The sequence below is a fragment of the Krasilnikovia sp. M28-CT-15 genome (assembly GCF_047159595.1).
Classification (GTDB): domain Bacteria; phylum Actinomycetota; class Actinomycetes; order Mycobacteriales; family Micromonosporaceae; genus Actinoplanes.
The window spans coordinates 429,411-445,743 of record NZ_BAAGAK010000001.1 but is presented as its reverse complement, the minus strand read 5'-3'; the positions used below and the strand labels follow the sequence as shown (position 1 = coordinate 445,743).

The following is a 16,333-nucleotide window of genomic DNA, read 5'->3' as shown; positions in this document are numbered from 1 at the left end:
GACCGGTGAGCACGCCGCTGTATCAGGCCAAGGCCGAGTTCTTCAAGGCCTTGGCGCACCCCGCCCGGATCCGGGTCCTGGAGCTGCTGTCGGAGCGAGATCATGCGGTTTCCGAGATGCTCCCCGAGGTCGGCATCGAGGCGGCGCACCTGTCGCAGCAGTTGGCCGTGCTGCGCAAGATGAACCTGGTCGTCACCCGCAAGGAAGGCTCCACGGTCATCTACTCCCTGGTCAGCCCCCAGGTCGCTGAACTGCTCGCGGTCGCGCGCCGGATCCTGACCGAGGTCCTGACCTCCCAGGCCGGTTTGCTGGACGACCTGCGGGCGGCGGCCGAATCCCACACCCGATAGGCCGCGTCGCCGGGCCGTCCGGCGGTCACAGACCGGGCGGGGAGTGCCGGCTTGGCTTCCCCTTCTCTCGTGCCTGGCCGGCACACCCCGCCCCCCCATGTCCTGACATCGCCTCCGTACCGGCTCGACGCACCCGGGCTGGCCGACAGCTCGCCGAGGTGCAGGCACACATGGCCCGCGGCGACCCGCCAGGAAGAAGCGATGGATACGGTCGGTCGCTGGACGGTCCCGCCCCGCACCGAGACGGCATTCGCGGCCGCTCCGGTCACCCCGGCCACCTTGAGGGCATACCGCGGCGGGCCGCTCCGCGCGCCCAATCGTCCTGGGGGGCGTGCCCTGGCTACCACAGCGGCAGTTCGCCACAGTGCGGGTCCGTGTCATGAGCTGCCCGACCTGCCTAGCGGCTGACCCCTCGGGACGGGCGACGGGCCAGGAGGACGTCAGCAGGAAGCCGGTGCCGGCCAGGGCAACCGGCGTGACAAACCGCACGATCTCGCCGCCACCATGAATTCATGCTTAATTGCTAAACTTTGCAAGTCGTGAGGTAAGGCGTCGTGGTGGGCGCGGGCGTGCGGATCGGGGGCGAGGTGGGCGTGTCCGTGCCGGTGCACCAGGCCAAGGCCGAGCTGTTCCGCACCACGGGCCATCCGGTGCGGATCCGGGTACTGGCGTTGCTGCAGGACGGGCCGAAGCCCGTGCGGGACCTGCTCACCGTGATCGAGGTGGAGCCGTCGAACCTGTCCCAGCAGCTCGCGGTGTTACGCCGGGCCGGGCTGGTGACCTCGTCGCGGGAAGGCGCGTTGGTGGTGTACGCGTTGAGCACCCCGGACGTGGCGGAGCTGTTGGCCGCCGGTCGGCGGATCCTCGGTTGCCTGCTGACCGACCGCGATGATCTGTTGACGCAGCTGCGCAGCCCGGGGCACCGGTGAGCGTCGCGCAGGCGACCCGGTCGCTGACTACCCGGTTCGTCGGCCTGCTACCGCAGCGCAGCGACTGGACAGCGGCGCGCCGCGCACCGCGCACCGACCTGCTCGCCGGGCTGACGGTGGCCGTGGTGGCGCTGCCGTTGGCGTTGGCGTTCGGGGTCACCTCCGGGCTCGGCGCGCAGGCCGGGCTGGTCACCGCGGTCGTCGCCGGTGCGGTGGCCGCGGTGTTCGGCGGCTCGAACCTGCAGGTGTCCGGGCCCACCGGGGCGATGACGGTGGTGCTGGTGCCGGTCGTCGCCCAGTTCGGCGCCACCGGGGTGTTGATGGTCGGCGTGATGGCCGGGGTGATCCTGATCGGGCTGGCGGCGGCCCGCCTCGGCCGCTACGTGCGGTACCTGCCCACCCCGGTGCTCGAGGGTTTCACCGCCGGTATCGCCGTGGTCATCGCGTTGCAGCAGCTACCGGCCGCGCTCGGCGTAACGGGCGCGCAGGGTGACAAGGTGTGGGCGGTGGCCGCCGACGCGGCGCTGCGCTTCGCCCGCGATCCGCACCCGGCCCCCATCTTGGTGGCCGTGGGTGTCGCGGCGGTGATGCTGCTGGGGGCGCGCTGGCGGCCCGGCGTGCCGTTCTCGCTGCTCGGGGTCGCCGCCGCGACAGTGCTCGCTGAAACCACCCCGATCGGCCTGGCGCGGATCGGTGCCCTGCCCGCCGGTGTGCCGGCCCCGTCGCTGAGCTTCCTCGACGTCCACGCCGTGCAGACGCTGCTGCCCGCCGCGGGCGCGGTGGCCGCGCTGGCCGCGCTGGAGAGCCTGCTGTCGGCCACCGTCGCCGACGCGATGAGCGTCGGCGAACAACACGACCCCGACCGGGAACTGTTCGGTCAAGGACTGGCCAACCTCGCCGCGCCCGTGTTCGGCGGGATCCCCGCCACCGCGGCGATCGCCCGCACCGCCGTCAACGTACGCGCCGGCGCCCGCTCGAAACTCGCATCCCTGACCCACGCGCTCGCCCTGGCCGTCATCGTGCTCGCCGCCGCGCCGCTGGTCGGGCGCATCCCCCTCGCCGCGCTCGCCGGGGTTCTGCTGGCCACCACCGTGCGCATGGTCGAAACCGGTTCCCTGCTCGCCCTGGCCCGCTCCACCCGCGGCGACGCGTTGGTCCTGTTCCTCACCTTCACCGTGACCGTCGTATGGGACCTGGTCACCGCCGTCGCGGTCGGCCTGGGCGTGGCCGTCGTGCTGGCCCTGCGGGCGGTCGCGCGCACCGCCCGCCTCGAACAGGTACCCCTGGAGCCCGGCGACAACAGCGCCGAAGAGCACGCCCTGCTCGCCGAACACATCGTCGCCTACCGCCTCGACGGGCCCCTGTTCTTCGCCGCCGCCCACAGCTTCCTGCTGCAACTGGCCGAGATCACCGACGTGCGGGTCGTGATCCTGCGCATGTCGCGGGTATCGACCGTCGACGCGACCGGCGCGCACGTACTCGGCGACGCCATCAACCGCCTGCAACGCCGCGGCATCACCGTGCTGCTGTCCGGCATCGCCCCCGGCCACGAGGAAATCCTCAGCGCCCTCGGCGTCGCCGAACAACTCCGCCGCGACGGACGGGTCTTCCCCGACACCCCCACCGCCATCACCTACGCCCGCACCCACGTCCTGCACCACACCAGCGACCCCGCACCGCCGCCCACCGCCGGACCGCGCGCTGGTGCCGGACACGACGGCACCACCACCCGCACCGCCACCCGCCGGCACCAGCCGCAGACCGCCCCCTTCCAACCCCCAGCCCCCGGAGCGTCCCCATGCGACTACTGCTGATCGGCCCCCCGGGCAGCGGCAAAGGCACCCAGGCCGTCCGCATCGCGCAGCACTACGGCATCGCGCACATCTCCAGCGGTGACCTGCTGCGCCGCCACGTCGCCGAGGGCACCGCCATCGGCCGGGCCGTCGCCGCGTGCATCCACCGCGGTGACCTCGTGCCCGACAGCATCGTCATGGACATCCTGCGCAAACCCGTCGAAGCCGCGACCCGGCGCGGCGGTTACATCCTCGACGGCTTCCCCCGCACCGTCGCCCAAGCGCAAGCCGCGTACCGGGTCGCCGGACCACTGGGCACCGAAGTCCGCATCGCCGTCCACCTCACCGCCGGACGTGCCGAACTGATGACCCGGCTGCTGGCCCGCGGCGCACACAGCGGCCGCACCGACGACACCGCACAGGTCATCAGCCACCGCCTCGACGTCTTCGACGCCGCCGTCACACCGCTGCTCGACTACTACCACCACCGCGAAACCCTCATCACCATCGACGGTGAACGGCCCATCGACGACGTCACCCACACCATGATCGACCACCTCGACCAGGCACGACGCCGACTCGGCCTGCCCGGGCGCCCCGCCCCGCCCCGACCGGCCGGTGAACACCCGCGCGACACCTACACGTGCTCGCCGCGGACCACCCACGCCAACGCCACACCGGTCACCGCAGGGCACGACACAGCGACGCTGCCGCCCCGCGACGGATGGACCCACACCACAGCACCCGGCAGCCACGCCGGTGAACCCCCGTGCTGACCCCCACCCTTCCCGGTCACGCTCGAGTACACGCCGGTTCTCGGTGACGACGTGCCGGGCGCGTCGGTGGAGCCGCCTCGGCAGGTCTGACAGCCACCGACTGAGCAGATCTTCGTTGACGTCCCGCAACGCCCGCAGCCGGGGATCACGGCCTTGCAGGATGCGCAAGGCCGACCGGCATTCGCCACGCCGCTCGTTGTACGCCGATCCGGTGAGCATTCGGGCCACACCACTGTCGAGAACCAGGATCCGCATGCTATCGGGAATCGGGACAGCGGTGGCGTTCATGCTGCGGCAGTCCATCAGCAGAGCATGGCCTTCGACAGCCAACGCGATGGACAACTGGTCCATTATGCCGCTCCGCACGCCGATGATCTCGTTCTCCACCCGCTGTCCGAGCTGAGCCTGCGCGGCAGCGTCGACCGGGAAGTCCGCCAAGGTGGCGAATGCCATGGTGACGCCGAGTTCCAGCGATGCTGACGACGACAGGCCGGCGCCGATCGGTAGATCACCATCGACGAGGATGTCGGCGCCACCGACATCGCATCCCGCTTCTCGCAGGAGGGGCCGCCACTCCTCGGACATACCGTGACCACTGTGGCCCCTGCCGCGAATGCAGTTCATCGATCGACACCTCGTCTCTCGCGTTCATCCGCGGCGCGACGATGTGCAGCATTCGGTCGGCGCGCCGCCGCGCCGCGATCTCCGTATGGAGGTCGACGGCGACCGGCAGGGCCCATCCGTCGTTGTAGTCGGTGTGCTCGCCGATCAGGTTCACCCGGCCGGGCGAACGGACAACAAGCTGCGGTTCCGCATCGAACACCTGCACCAATCGGCCGTGCATCGATTCCGCGGTCATTGCTGCCCCGTACCGTCTCGGAGCCGCTGGGCGGCCTCCTCGGGAGTGATGTCGCGTTGTGGCTGGGCGAGCAGTTCATAGCCCACCATGAACTTGCGGACGGTGGCTGAACGAAGCAGTGGCGGGTAGAAGTGCCCGTGCAGGTGCCACTCGGGATAGTCGGCGCCGTCGGTCGGTCGTTGGTGCAAGCCCATCGAGTACGGGAAGGTCGTGGCGAACAGGTCGTCGTAGCGGCGGTTCAGGCGCCCGAGAATGTCAGCGAGGCTGTCGCGCTCGTCATCGTCCAGGTTGGGCAGTGCGCCGTGGTGACGGCGCGGGAGGACGATGGTTTCGAAGGGCCACACCGCCCAGAACGGCACGAGAACCACGAAGTCGTCGTTCTGGCACACGATCCGTTCTTCTACCTTGAGCTCCACGGCGAGGTAGTCACACAGCAGGCAGTCACCGTGGGCAGCGTGCAGTCGTTGCCGGTGCAGTTCCTGCTCCACCCCCGGTGGGTATGCGTTCGTTGGCCCAGATCTGGCCGTGTGGATGCGGGTTGCTGGCGCCCATCATGGCGCCACGATTCTCGAAAATCAGTACGTGGTTGACCCAGTCCAGATCGGCGAGTTCGGCGTACTGGTCGGTCCAGGTGTCGACCACGTGCCTGATCTGGTCCGGTTGCATCTGGCCGAGGGTCAGGTCGTGCCGCGGCGAGAAGCAGACGACGCGGCAGATGCCGCGCTCCCGTTCGGCGACCAGTAGCCCCAGTTCGTTGTCACGCCCGGGTGGGATATCCGGGTGCAGCGCGGCGAAGTCGTTGTCGAAGACGTACGTCGTCGCGTAGTCGGGCGTTCGCGCGCCTCCCGCCCGGCTGTTGCCGGGGCACAGATAACATTCCGGATCATGGGCAGGTCGATGGTTCGGCGCAATGTCCTCGATCTGCCCCTGCCACGGTCGTGCGGTGCGGTGTGGTGAAACGAGGACCCAGGTGCCGGTCAGAGGGTTGAATCGGCGGTGGGGTGCGCTGTACATCGTTCTCCCGTGGGCTTCAGCTGGTGCACAGTCGACGGCGCGGCTGTTGGAGGAGATGGCGCAACGCCCGGAGGATCCCGATCGCGCCGAGGCAGGCATCGCGGAGGCGGGAAACCCGGAGCCGGCGTGCCGATCCGACCGGGGGGTGTCTCGACTCGCCGGTCTCCGGGTCCCGTTCCAGCGCTGACCTTCGGGGAGGGGTCGTGCTCAGCTCTGGGCTGCGGGCCGCGCGCGCCGTTGTGGGGCGGCGCGGCCGGTTCGGGGATTCGTCATTCCTTGACCGGGATGGACTGCGACTTGAGGGTGGCAATCGTCGACTGCTGAGTGGATTCAAGCGCTTTCTGCAGGGTGCTGCTGCCCGAAACGGCCGCCTTGAAGCCGTCGGATGCGTCGGTGTACGTCTTGGTCATCGTGGGTCCCCAGACGAAGTCCGGCTTCACCTGGCCGGATGCCTGGGCGAACACGTCGTAGATCGGCTGGCCACCGTAGAAATCGACGCCCTTCTTGAGCGCGGGCAGTTGGGCTCCGGCCGTGGTCGCTGGGTAGATGTTCGCCTTCTCGTTCATTAGGGTCAGTGCCTCGTCGGAGGTGTTGAGCCACAGCGCGAACTGTGCGGCCTCGTACGGGTGCTTGGATCCCTTGAAGACGGCGGTGCTGGATCCGCCCCAGTTCCCGGCGGCGGCCTCCCCCGCCGTCCACTGCGGCATCGGGGCGACGGCCCACTTCCCGGCGGTCTTGGGGGCTCCCGTGGCGATGGAGTTGGCACCCCACACGGCGGAGACCCAGGTCCAGGCGCTGCCCGAGTTGTAGGCGTTGTTCCACTCGGGCGTCCACGGCGGCACGGCGGACACCAGCTTACGGTCGAGCAAACCCTGCCAGTACGTGGCCACCTTGGTGGTGGCTGGGTCGGTCAGGCTCACCGACCAGGTGGTGCCGTCGTTGGCGAACCAGTGCGCGCCCGCCTGCCAGGCCAGGCCGGCGAACTGGTTGACGTCGACACTCGAGAAGTTGGTGATGTACCCGCCGGCTGCCTTAACCTTCACCGCGGCGTCGGCGTACTCCTGCCAGGTCGTCGGGGTCTTGATGCCATGCTTTTCGAAGAGATCCTTGCGGTAGAACATCGCCATCGGCCCGGCGTCCTGGGGAATGCCGTAGGCGGCGCCCTGCTCACCGAAGCTGACCTGGTTCCACGTCCAGTCGACGAACCGGCTCTTGGCCTTGGTGACGATGTCGCATCCGCCGAGGTTGGTGAGGCCGTCCTGCAGGCGGAAGCTGGGCAGCGCGTCGTACTCCACCTGGCCGAGGTCGGGGGCGTTGCCGGCCTTGAGCTGGTTGAAGAAGTTCTGATAGGTGCCGGCGTTGCCGGCTGGTCCGGTCTGGACCTTCACCTGGATGTTCGGGTTCTTGGCGTTCCAGACGTCGACGACCGACTGGATCTCCGGCACCCATGAGGTGAAGGTGAGCTCGACTTTGCCCTGTGACGGGGAACAGGCTGCCTTGTCCGCAACTGCGGTTGGCTGCGTGTCCGTGCTGGAGCATGCCGAAAGAGCCAATGCGGATATCAGAACGATGCCGGTGGCACGCAATGGAGGACGCATGGGGGATTCTTCTTTCCTGAATTTGATCGGTTCGGGGGGGTGATTTCATTTGAGCGAGCCGGCGCCGAGGCCGCCTCTCCAGAAGCGTTGCAGCGAAAGAAAGACAACAATCATCGGTACGATCGACACCAATGCGCCGATCAGGACCAGCCCGCGCAGTTCCGGATTCTGCGTGGCCTGGGTATTCCATGTGTAGAGCCCCAGGGTCACCGGGAAGAGTTTCTCATCTCCCAGCATGATCAAAGGAAGGAGGAAGTTGTTCCAGATAGCCACGAAGTGAAACAGGAATATTGTCAGGAAAGCTGGCGTCATCAGTCGCGCGGAGACGGTGAAAAATGTCCGCACCTCTCCTGCGCCGTCGATTCTGGCGGCTTCCAGCAGGTCGGCGGGCACGCTCGTGGTGGCGTACACGCGGGCCAGGTAGACCCCGAACGGGTTGACGAGGCTGGGCAGGAAGACCGCCCAGAAGGTGTTCGCGGCGTGCACCGCGCTGAACATCAGGAACAGCGGCAACGCCAGCGCCGTGGCCGGCACGAGGACGCCACCGAGGATGACGTTGAACAGCAGTTCCCGTCCCGGGAACCGGTACTTTGCCAGGGCGTAGCCACACATGCCTGCCAGCAGCGTGCCGAGCAGGGCCGCGCCGCCGGTGTACGCCAGGCTGTTGAGCAACCATCGCAGGAACAGCCCGTCGCGGTACGCGAACAACTGCTGCAGGTTGCTCAGGACGCTCACGTCGCTGAACCACAGCGGGTTTCCGTCGACCAGCTGTCCCTGATCTTTCGACGCACTGACGAGCAGCCACCACAGTGGCATGAGCACGTAGGCCGCGGCGATCGTCATGATGCCCATGGGGCCGATGCGCGACAGCAGGCTGCGCCTCGCAGAGCGCCCCTGGGTGCCACGGCGGTCGCTCGACGGTGCCCGGACCGGGGTGGGGATGGTGAGGGTCATCGGATCCCCCTGCGCTGGGTGAACCTGAGGAAGGTGAACGACAGGACGAAGATGGACAGGGCCAGCACCACCGAGAAGGCCGCCGCCAGGTTGAAGTTCGGCACCGACGAGGTGGAGTAGACCGTCAAGTTCGGCGTGTAGGTGCTGGAGACCGCCGTGCTGAAGCTGCGGAACACCTGCGGCTCCGCCAGCAGCTGCAACGTACCGATGATCGAGAAGACCGTGGTCAGCACGATGGCCGGCAGGATGAGCGGCACCTTGATCGAGATGGCGGTGCGGATCGGGCCGGCGCCGTCCAGCTTGGCGGCCTCGTAGATCTCCGGCGGGATGGCGAGCAACGCCGAATAGATGATCAGCATGTTGTAGCCGACGTAGACCCACGTCACGACGTTCGCCATCGACCACAGCACGAGATCGGCGGACAGCAGGTCGACGTTGCCGGTCACCGCGGTGAACGGCGACAGCTGCGGCGAGTACAGGTAGCCCCACATGATGGCGGCGACCACGCCGGGCACCGCGTACGGAAGGAAGAAGGCGAGCCGGAAGAAGCGCCGTCCTCGGACGAGCCCGGAGTCCAGCAGCAGGGCGAGCAGCAGAGCCAGCCCGAGCATGACCGGCACCTGGACCATGCCGAACATCAGCACTCGGCCCATCGACGTCCAGAACGGGCCGTCGGAGAACACCCGGTCGTATTGGGTGAGTCCGCCGAAGACCTCGCGGGCGGGTCCGAAGGTGCCGGTGCGCTGCACGACGTAGAGCGACTGCACCACGGCGTACCCGATCGGGATGACGGCGAACAGCGCGAACAGGGTGCTGAACGGCAGGACGAAGAACAGCACGGCCCGGGTGTATCGCCGGCGGCCGCGAGCCCGCGGGCTGTCGCGGATGCTCTGGCGTCCGGGCGGCACCGCCGCGGTGCGCAGACTCCTCATGGTGCCGCCGCGCACGGGCGGGGGCGTGGTGCTTCTGGTGCTCATCGGGCCCGGTCCTCTCTGACGACGCGGACCTGCCCGGCGCCGACCCGCAGCGTTCCGGTGATCGGCTGGTCGTCGACCAGTTCGTGTCCGGTCGCGGGAAGCTCGACGGTCGTGGTGCCGTGGTTGATGGCGAACAGGTAGCGGCGTTCGCCGTCGGCGCGGCGTACGACCTCGACGCTGCCGTCACCCTCCGGTCCGGTCGCCGGGACCCAGGCCGTCTCGACGGCCTGCCGCAGCACGTCGCGCAGCGTCGTCGTGTCGAGTGCGGTGGCGATGTACCAACCGGTCCCGTCGCCGTAGGTGTTGCGGGTGACCGCCGGTACGCCGGGCAGCGGACCGTCGGTGTAGCGGGTCAGCGCCGTGGCCGTGGTCAGACGCAGGTTCTCCGCCCAGAGGCCGGCGCGGCCGCCGGTGCTCAGACCGAACGTGCGGCCGGGTTCGCTCGGGAAGAACTCCTCCACCGAGATCCCGAGCATGTCGCGGAAAGCGCCGGGGTATCCACCCAGCCGGATGTGGTCTTTCTCGTCCGCGATGCCGCTGAAGAACGTCACGACGGCGTGCCCGCCGCCCGCGACGTACTCGTTGATCCGGGTGGCGTCCGCGTCCGAGACGGCGTACAGGCAGGGGATGGCGACCAGGCGGTAGGCGCTCAGGTCGGCGCCGGGCGCGACGACGTCGACGGTCACGCCGAGCTTGCGCAGCTCGTTGTAGACCGCGTGCACCTGGTCCAGGTAACGCACCGCCTCGGAGGGGCGGCCGTCGCCGTCGGCGGCCCACCACGACGGCCAGCTGAAGACGAGAGCGGTGTCGGCCAGCACCCGGGTGCCGGCGACCTCGCGGAGGCGTTTGAGTACCGCCGACAGGTGGAGGACTTCCCGCCAGGCCACCGTGTCGGTGCCCGCGTGGGGCACGAGGGCCGAATGGAACTTCTCCGCCCCGTACGGCGCGGCCCGCCACTGGAAGAAGGAGATGGAGTCGGCGCCGCGGGCGACGTGGGTCAGCGAGTTGCGCAGCATCTGCCCCGGCGTCTTGGCCAGGTTGTACGGCTGCCAGTTCACCGCGCCCGCGGCCTGCTCCATGAGCATCCAGGGTTCGCCGCCGGACAGTCCGCGGGTCAGGTCCGCGGCGAAGGACAGTTCGGCGGTGGGATCGTCGAGCCGGTGATCCAGGTAGTGGTCGTTCGCGACGATGTCGACGTGCGGCGCCCAGCTCCAGTAGTCCAGGTTGCGGATGTGGGCGGTGACCATGAAGTTGGTGGTCACGGGCGCGTCGGAGTGGCGGCGGAGCACCTCGGCCTCGGCCTGGTGACAGTCGAGCAGGGCGTCGGAGCTGAACCGGTGGAAGTCCAGGATCTGGGTGGGGTTGCCGGCGGACAGCGTGGCGCGGGGTGGCTGAATCTCGGCCCAGTCGTGGTAGCGCTGGCTCCAGAATGCGGTGCCCCACGCCGAGTTCAGCGCCGCGATGGTGCCGTAGCGCTGGCGCAGCCACGCGCGGAACGCTTCGGCGCTGACGTCGCAGTAGCACAGCGCGTTGTGGCAGCCGAGTTCGTTGGAGACGTGCCAGAGGACCACACCGGGGTGGCGGCCGTACCGCTTGGCGACCTGCTCGACCAGGGCGAGCGCGTGCCGGCGGTAGACCGGGGAACTGGGGCACCATGCCTGGCGCCCGCCGGGAAAGCGGCGGGTGCCGTCGGCGGCGACCGGCAGGATCTCGGGGTGCTGTGCGCTCAGCCATGGCGGCGGCGACGCGGTCGCCGTCCCCAGGTTGATCGCGATGCCGTTGGCATGCAGCAGCTCGATCACCGCGTCGAGACGGTCGAAGTCGTAGCGGCCGGGCTGGGATTCGAGGTCGGACCACCCGAAGATGTTGATCGCGACCAGGTCGATACCGGCCACGGTCATCAGCGCGACGTCCTCGAGCCACACGCTCGGTGACCACTGCTCGGGGTTGTAGTCGCATCCGAGCGTGATGCCGGCCAGTGCCGGGCGGCCGCGGCCCTGGTGATCAGCCATGGTCGTCACCTCCCTTCATCCCGTCACGGTCAGGCCGCTGTGTGCACGTGCACACAGCGGCCTGACCAGGGATCGTGTGATCCGGTGTGTGAACGTGCACACAGTAGGTTCGGCCGCTCGTCCCGGTCAAGAGCAGCGGCTAAAGTAACGCCGTGCCACCGTCTGGATCCCCATCACGGCGCGCGACCGTGCATGACGTCGCGGCCGCCGCCGGCGTCTCGCGCGGGACGGTGAGCCGGGTCATCAACGGCGGATACGTGTCACCGCATGCCCGGGCCGCTATCGAAGCGGCCATCGCCCGGGTCGGATACGTGCCCAACACCGCGGCCCGCAACCTCGTCACGCAGCGCTCACAGGCCGTGGGGTTCGTCGTCCTGGAGCCGCATGTCCTCTTCCTGGAGGACCCCAACATCGGGGCGATCATGCTCGGCGCCAACGCGACACTGTCCGACGCCGACCATCAGATGGTCAACCTCGTGGTGGACTCCGAACGCGACACCCAGCGGGTCAGCCGCTATCTCAGTGGCGGCTTCGTCGACGGCGTGATCATCGTTTCCGCCCGTACCCACGATCCGATCATTCACGTGCTCGCCCAGGTCGGCATACCGGCGGCGTTCGTCGGGCATCCGCGCGACCTGGACCGCGGTATCCCGTTCGTCGGCATCGACAACGCGGGGTCGGCGCGGCTGATCACCGAACGGCTCATGGCCACCGGCCGTCGCCGGATCGGCATGATCGCCGCGGCGGTCGACCGCGACTCCGGGGCCGACCGCGTCGACGGGTTCCGCGAGGCCCTCGGGCCGCAATTCGACCCGGAACTGGTTGCGGAGGTCCCGCTCTACGACTACTCGTGGGGCGCCAAAGGCATGCGGTCGCTGCTCGAGCGCGAACCGGCGATCGACGGTGTCTTCGCCGGTTCCGACGCGCTGGCGGCCGGGGCGCTGGAGGTGTTGCGCGAGGCAGGGCTGTCCGTGCCCGGCGACGTCGGCGTGGTCGGCTTCGACGACAGCTCCTGGGCCGTACGCACCCAGCCGCAGCTGTCCACCATCCATCAACCCGCGGCGGAGCTCGGCGCGCAGGCCGCCGACCTGGTGCTCCGGCAGCTGCGCGGCGAGCCCTACGCAAGCGAGGGCATCCTGCTACCCACCCCCATCGTCTGGCGCGGCTCCGCCTGACCCCCCGGGAGGCACCCGTGACCGCAGTCGAACTCTCCGGCGACGGCAGCACGGTGGCGATCCACACCGTCGCCACGACCTACGCGCTGCGCCTCGACGCCGAGGCGGGCAGCGTCCGCCCCGTCCACTGGGGAGCGCGCATCGGCGTCGACGCGCTCTTAGCCGTGCCCGCACTCCCGTCCCCGCACCCGGACACCTTCGAAGCCCCCTGGGAGGCCGCCGAGGACTATCCGGTCCAGGGCGGACGGGCCTTCGGTCCGGCCTCGCTCGGCTGCTGGTTCCCCGACGGGACCACCGGACTCGAATTGCGGATCGTCTCCCACCACGCCACCGCCGACCAGTTCACGGTCAGCCTGGCGGACCGGCATCAGCCGCTCGCCGTCGACCTGCACTACCGCCCCGCTCCCGGCACCGACGTGATCGAGCGCTGGGCCGTCGTCCGGCACACCGGCGACACCGGCGCGATCCTGCTGCACCGGCATGACTCCGGAGCCTGGTGCGTACCACCACGCGACGACTACCGGATGAGTCACGTCACGGGCGCCTGGTCGGCCGAGGGCCGCCTGCACCGGACGCCGCTGCCCACCGCGGAAACCCACCTCACCAGCCGGCGCGGAGTGACCGGGCACCACGCCAACCCCTGGGTCATGATCGACGACGGTACGGCCGAGGAACAGCACGGCGAGGTCTGGTCGATGGCGCTGGCCACCAGCGGATCCTGGCGCCTGGTCGCGTCGCGAAGCCACTCCGGGCGCTGCGCGGTCGCCGGCGGGGCCGGTCACGACGGCGTACGGCACGAGTTGCGCCCCGGCGAATCGTTGACCACTCCGCTGTTCGCCGGGCTGTACACCACGGGTGGATTCGGCGCGGCCAGCCGAGCCTGGCACACCTACCAGCGCCGCCACGTCCTGCCGCACCCCGGCGAGCTGCGACCGGTCCTCTACAACTCCTGGGAAGCCACCACCTTCGACGTCACGGCCGAAGGCCAGCTCGCGCTCGCCAAACTCGCCGCAGACCTCGGCGTCGAAATGTTCGTCGTCGACGACGGCTGGTTCGGCGCCAGGACCAGCGACCGCGCCGGGCTCGGCGACTGGGTCGCGAATCCCCACCGATTCCCGAACGGCCTGCGTCCCCTAGCCGACGAGATCCGCGGCCTCGGCATGGGTTTCGGGCTGTGGGTCGAGCCGGAGATGACCAATCCCGACAGCGACCTGTACCGCAGCCACCCCGAGTGGGTGCACCACACCCCCGGCCATCAGCGCACCGAGCTGCGCAACCAGCTGGTCCTCGACTTCGGCCGCCCCGACGTACGCGAATGGGCCGCACGCTGGCTCGACCAGCTCGTCCGCGACACCGCTGCCGGTTTTCTCAAGTGGGATTTCAACCGGCCGATCACCGAGGCCGCCGACCCCGCCTGGACGCAGCACGCCGCGGGCGTGTACGAGGTCATCGACCGGCTCCGCGCCACCCACCCGGACCTGCGCATCGAATCCTGCGCGGGCGGCGGCGGCCGGATCGACCTCGGCATCCTGTGCCGCACGGACCAGTGCTGGACCAGCGACAACACCGATGCCGTGGACCGACTGGAGATCCAGCACGGGCACACCCAGGTGTACACCGCAGCCACGATGGTCGCCTGGGTCACCGACAGCCCGAACCCGCTGACCGGGCGCGAGGTGCCGCTGCGCTTCCGCTTCCACGTGGCGATGACCGGCGTGCTCGGCATCGGCGGTGACCTGACCACGTGGAGCCCGGACGAGCTTACGGCGGCCCGCGAGATGGTTACGGTGTACCGCGACATCCGGCCGGTGGTGCAGCACGGCGAGCTGCATCGACTGCGCCCGCCGCACTCCGCGATGTCCGCCCTGCAGTACGTCCACGAGAACCGCATCGCCGTCTTTTGCTTCCGGGTCGACGCGGACTTCGCGCCCGGCCTACGGTCCTTGCCGCTGACGGCCCTGGATCCCGAAGCGGTTTACCGCGACGAGGACACCGGGGCGACGTATCCGGCATCCCTCCTTTTGGGGCCGGGCCTGCCGGTGACCCTTCCCGGCGGTGCACACGCCAGCACCCTGGTCCGCCTGCACCGCGTCGCGGATTGAGGTTCAGGCAGCGATCCGGTCGCGCCCGGCGCGTTTGGCACGGTAGAGGTTGGCGTCTGCGTTGTCGACGAGTTCGTGGGCGGGCATGCCGGGCTGATGGGCGGCGAGGCCGACACTGATGCTGACCCGGAGGCCGGGAGCGATGTCGTCCAACACGGCGGTGGCGACCGTGGCCCGGATCCGTTCCGCGACGTGGGCAGCGCCGGCCAGGTCGGTGCGCAGGAACACGACGAACTCGTCGCCGGCGTAGCGGATGGCGATGTCCTCGGTGCGGCAGTTGGCCTGCAAGGTTCCGGCGATCTCGCGGAGTACCCGGTCACCGGCGCCGTGAGAATGCCTGTCGTTGATGGCCTTGAACTTGTCCACGTCGATGAAGAGCAACACGACCGGCGCTGGCATCCGCCCGGCGTCCAGGTCGGCCATCAACTGGTCGAAGCGGCGGCGGTTCCCCAGCCCGGTGAGCGGGTCGTGCAGCAGAGCCGCTTCGGCCGCGCGCCGCGCCTGTTCCTGTTCCTCGCGCTGGCGGGCCTGGCGCAGCATGGTGACACGTTGCAGGCGCTGCTGCCACAGCCGCCGCGCCTGCCGGTCGATCATGTTGCGGAGATCCCGGCCGGCCTCTTCGCTGGCGGCCAGTTCGCCGAGGCAGGCGAGTTCGAAGTCCACGACGAGCTGTTCACTGGCCGTGCCGCTGTCCCGGATGACCTCGGCAGCGGCCACGATCTCCCGACGTGCGGCAACCGCATCGCCTCGAGAGCGGTGCACGATTCCCAGCGCCAGGTGAGCGGGCCACGCCGCGTGGGTGTCGCCCCCGGTGCGCAGCGGGATCACGACATCGGCGGCCAGTCTTTCCGCCTGCTCAAGCTCGCCGAGTTTGGCCAGCACCAAGGCGTGCAGCGCGGCGGGCGGCCCGGCCACGTCCTGGCCGGCGTACGTCTCGCCCCAGCGTTGGAAGATCGCGGCCGCACCCCGTAACCGGGCCTGGGCCTGGGCCTCGACATGGTCTCCAAGTTGATCGAGCCGCAGCCCCCACTGCATCAGCGCATCGGCGTAGATGAGGTCGTAGTTGGCGGTGACGTTGGCTCTGCCTTCTGGCGACCACCACCGCAACAGCTGCCGGTAGGTGGCGTGCGCGGTTTCGTAGAGTTCCGCGCTGCTGGCCGCTCGGATCATCGAGCTCAGCGCCGCAACGTAGCGGTCGTTGCGGACGGTGGTCTGCTCCAGCAGCAGTCCAGCCCGGGCGAGATTGCCCATCGCCTCGCTGACCCGACCGGAGCGCAGATAGAGGTCGGCCATGTCCGCAAGGGTCTTGGCGACGGACACCACCGAACCCGTGGCTTCGTGATGGTTCAGCAGCTGTTCCCCGACGGCGATCGCTTCGGGGAAATGGCCCACGTACATGTACAGGAACATCCGTCCCTGGAGCAGGAATCCGGTGGTCTGCGTGTCGCCGAAGGCACGGGCCAGCGGCTCGAACACGGTCAGGGCGTCCAGCGTCTCGTGCACTTGGCCGGTCTGCGCCATCAGGTGCACCTGCTCGGCCAGAGCATCCAGCGGTCCGTACGGCGAGACCGGCACCGGCAGCAACGCCTCGCTCGCCCGGTCGCCCACATCCACCTCCGCACCAGATCGCCTATTGCCCCTTGAGACACCTTCGGCCCGGCCTCCCCGCTCCTGAGCGCTCTCCCCACGATGAGGCGGAGCCCACCCCGGAATGAAGCCCACCGAGTCGTTACAATTTGTGGATATGGGTCACCAATGTAATATCTAATACGCTCGCGATCGGCCCTCGGTATC

15 protein-coding genes and 1 pseudogene are annotated in these 16,333 nt (G+C 69.3%); 7 read left to right on the top strand and 9 right to left on the bottom strand.

Going from position 1 to position 16,333, the window contains the following annotated elements; genetic code table 11:
- Positions 1-5: 5 nt before the first annotated feature.
- The 5 genes from ACMCNO_RS02145 to ACMCNO_RS02125 all read left to right on the top strand — a co-directional run bounded on the left by ACMCNO_RS02145 (position 6) and on the right by ACMCNO_RS02125 (position 4,328).
- Positions 6-350, top strand: a complete 345-nt coding sequence (locus ACMCNO_RS02145; RefSeq protein ID WP_412747748.1) for an ArsR/SmtB family transcription factor — start codon at positions 6-8, stop codon at positions 348-350.
- Between the two features lie 593 nt (positions 351-943).
- Positions 944-1,279 carry an ArsR/SmtB family transcription factor gene (locus tag ACMCNO_RS02140; protein WP_412753584.1) on the top strand — a complete coding sequence of 112 codons (336 nt, stop codon included), beginning with the start codon at positions 944-946 and terminating at the stop codon, positions 1,277-1,279.
- Positions 1,276-3,093 carry a SulP family inorganic anion transporter gene (locus ACMCNO_RS02135; protein ID WP_412747747.1) on the top strand — a complete coding sequence of 606 codons (1,818 nt, stop codon included), beginning with the start codon at positions 1,276-1,278 and terminating at the stop codon, positions 3,091-3,093. Before ACMCNO_RS02140 ends, ACMCNO_RS02135 begins: the two co-directional genes overlap by 4 nt.
- A complete protein-coding gene (locus ACMCNO_RS02130) occupies positions 3,078-3,848 on the top strand; it encodes an adenylate kinase (protein ID WP_412747746.1) in 771 nt (256 codons plus the stop codon). Before ACMCNO_RS02135 ends, ACMCNO_RS02130 begins: the two co-directional genes overlap by 16 nt.
- Positions 3,849-4,001: 153 nt before the next feature.
- Positions 4,002-4,328, top strand: a complete 327-nt coding sequence (locus ACMCNO_RS02125; RefSeq protein ID WP_412747745.1) for a hypothetical protein — start codon at positions 4,002-4,004, stop codon at positions 4,326-4,328.
- Here ACMCNO_RS02125 and ACMCNO_RS02120 read toward each other — a convergent pair.
- The 8 genes and pseudogenes from ACMCNO_RS02120 to ACMCNO_RS02085 all read right to left on the bottom strand — a co-directional run.
- Positions 4,242-4,433 (bottom strand): annotated as a pseudogene (locus tag ACMCNO_RS02120) (hypothetical protein); the annotation flags it as partial. The gene ACMCNO_RS02125 and the pseudogene ACMCNO_RS02120 overlap by 87 nt on opposite strands.
- Positions 4,357-4,707, bottom strand: coding sequence for a galactokinase family protein (locus tag ACMCNO_RS02115; RefSeq protein ID WP_412747744.1), 351 nt, complete (start codon positions 4,705-4,707; stop codon positions 4,357-4,359). The pseudogene ACMCNO_RS02120 and the gene ACMCNO_RS02115, both read right to left, overlap by 77 nt.
- Positions 4,704-5,195 (bottom strand): galactose-1-phosphate uridylyltransferase, encoded by a 492-nt coding sequence (gene galT / locus ACMCNO_RS02110; RefSeq protein ID WP_412747743.1) that lies wholly within the window; start codon positions 5,193-5,195, stop codon positions 4,704-4,706. Before galT (ACMCNO_RS02110) ends, ACMCNO_RS02115 begins: the two co-directional genes overlap by 4 nt.
- Positions 5,149-5,721 (bottom strand): galactose-1-phosphate uridylyltransferase, encoded by a 573-nt coding sequence (galT, locus tag ACMCNO_RS02105; protein WP_412747742.1) that lies wholly within the window; start codon positions 5,719-5,721, stop codon positions 5,149-5,151. The genes galT (ACMCNO_RS02110) and galT (ACMCNO_RS02105) overlap by 47 nt, the downstream gene beginning before the upstream one ends.
- Before the next feature lie 269 nt (positions 5,722-5,990).
- Positions 5,991-7,166 carry an extracellular solute-binding protein gene (locus ACMCNO_RS02100; RefSeq protein WP_412747741.1) on the bottom strand — a complete coding sequence of 392 codons (1,176 nt, stop codon included), beginning with the start codon at positions 7,164-7,166 and terminating at the stop codon, positions 5,991-5,993.
- Positions 7,167-7,364: 198 nt separating this feature from the next.
- Entirely contained in the window at positions 7,365-8,273 is a 909-nt protein-coding gene (locus tag ACMCNO_RS02095; RefSeq protein ID WP_412747740.1) for a carbohydrate ABC transporter permease, read from the bottom strand.
- On the bottom strand, positions 8,270-9,250 hold the full coding sequence (locus ACMCNO_RS02090) for a carbohydrate ABC transporter permease (RefSeq protein ID WP_412747739.1): 981 nt from the start codon (positions 9,248-9,250) through the stop codon (positions 8,270-8,272). Before ACMCNO_RS02090 ends, ACMCNO_RS02095 begins: the two co-directional genes overlap by 4 nt.
- On the bottom strand, positions 9,247-11,262 hold the full coding sequence (locus ACMCNO_RS02085; protein WP_412747738.1) for a beta-galactosidase: 2,016 nt from the start codon (positions 11,260-11,262) through the stop codon (positions 9,247-9,249). Before ACMCNO_RS02085 ends, ACMCNO_RS02090 begins: the two co-directional genes overlap by 4 nt.
- Before the next feature lie 188 nt (positions 11,263-11,450).
- Between ACMCNO_RS02085 and ACMCNO_RS02080 the strand changes: the two genes are divergently transcribed.
- Both ACMCNO_RS02080 and ACMCNO_RS02075 read left to right on the top strand, forming a co-directional pair.
- A complete protein-coding gene (locus ACMCNO_RS02080) occupies positions 11,451-12,437 on the top strand; it encodes a LacI family DNA-binding transcriptional regulator (protein ID WP_412747737.1) in 987 nt (328 codons plus the stop codon).
- A gap of 17 nt (positions 12,438-12,454) precedes the next feature.
- Positions 12,455-14,539 (top strand): alpha-galactosidase, encoded by a 2,085-nt coding sequence (locus ACMCNO_RS02075; RefSeq protein ID WP_412747736.1) that lies wholly within the window; start codon positions 12,455-12,457, stop codon positions 14,537-14,539.
- A gap of 3 nt (positions 14,540-14,542) precedes the next feature.
- On the opposite strand, the gene ACMCNO_RS02070 is transcribed toward ACMCNO_RS02075, so the two are convergent.
- On the bottom strand, positions 14,543-16,153 hold the full coding sequence (locus tag ACMCNO_RS02070; protein WP_412747735.1) for a diguanylate cyclase: 1,611 nt from the start codon (positions 16,151-16,153) through the stop codon (positions 14,543-14,545).
- Positions 16,154-16,333 lie beyond the last annotated feature (180 nt).

Excerpts from the sequence above, each read along its gene's own strand:
- ACMCNO_RS02130 (WP_412747746.1), top strand. The coding sequence starts at position 3,078 with ATGCGACTACTGCTGATCGGCCCCCCGGGCAGCGGCAAAGGCACCCAG.
- ACMCNO_RS02115 (WP_412747744.1), bottom strand. The coding sequence starts at position 4,707 with ATGACCGCGGAATCGATGCACGGCCGATTGGTGCAGGTGTTCGATGCG.
- galT (WP_412747742.1), bottom strand. The coding sequence starts at position 5,721 with ATGTACAGCGCACCCCACCGCCGATTCAACCCTCTGACCGGCACCTGG.
- ACMCNO_RS02095 (WP_412747740.1), bottom strand. The coding sequence starts at position 8,273 with ATGACCCTCACCATCCCCACCCCGGTCCGGGCACCGTCGAGCGACCGC.
- ACMCNO_RS02090 (WP_412747739.1), bottom strand. The coding sequence starts at position 9,250 with ATGAGCACCAGAAGCACCACGCCCCCGCCCGTGCGCGGCGGCACCATG.
- ACMCNO_RS02085 (WP_412747738.1), bottom strand. The coding sequence starts at position 11,262 with ATGGCTGATCACCAGGGCCGCGGCCGCCCGGCACTGGCCGGCATCACG.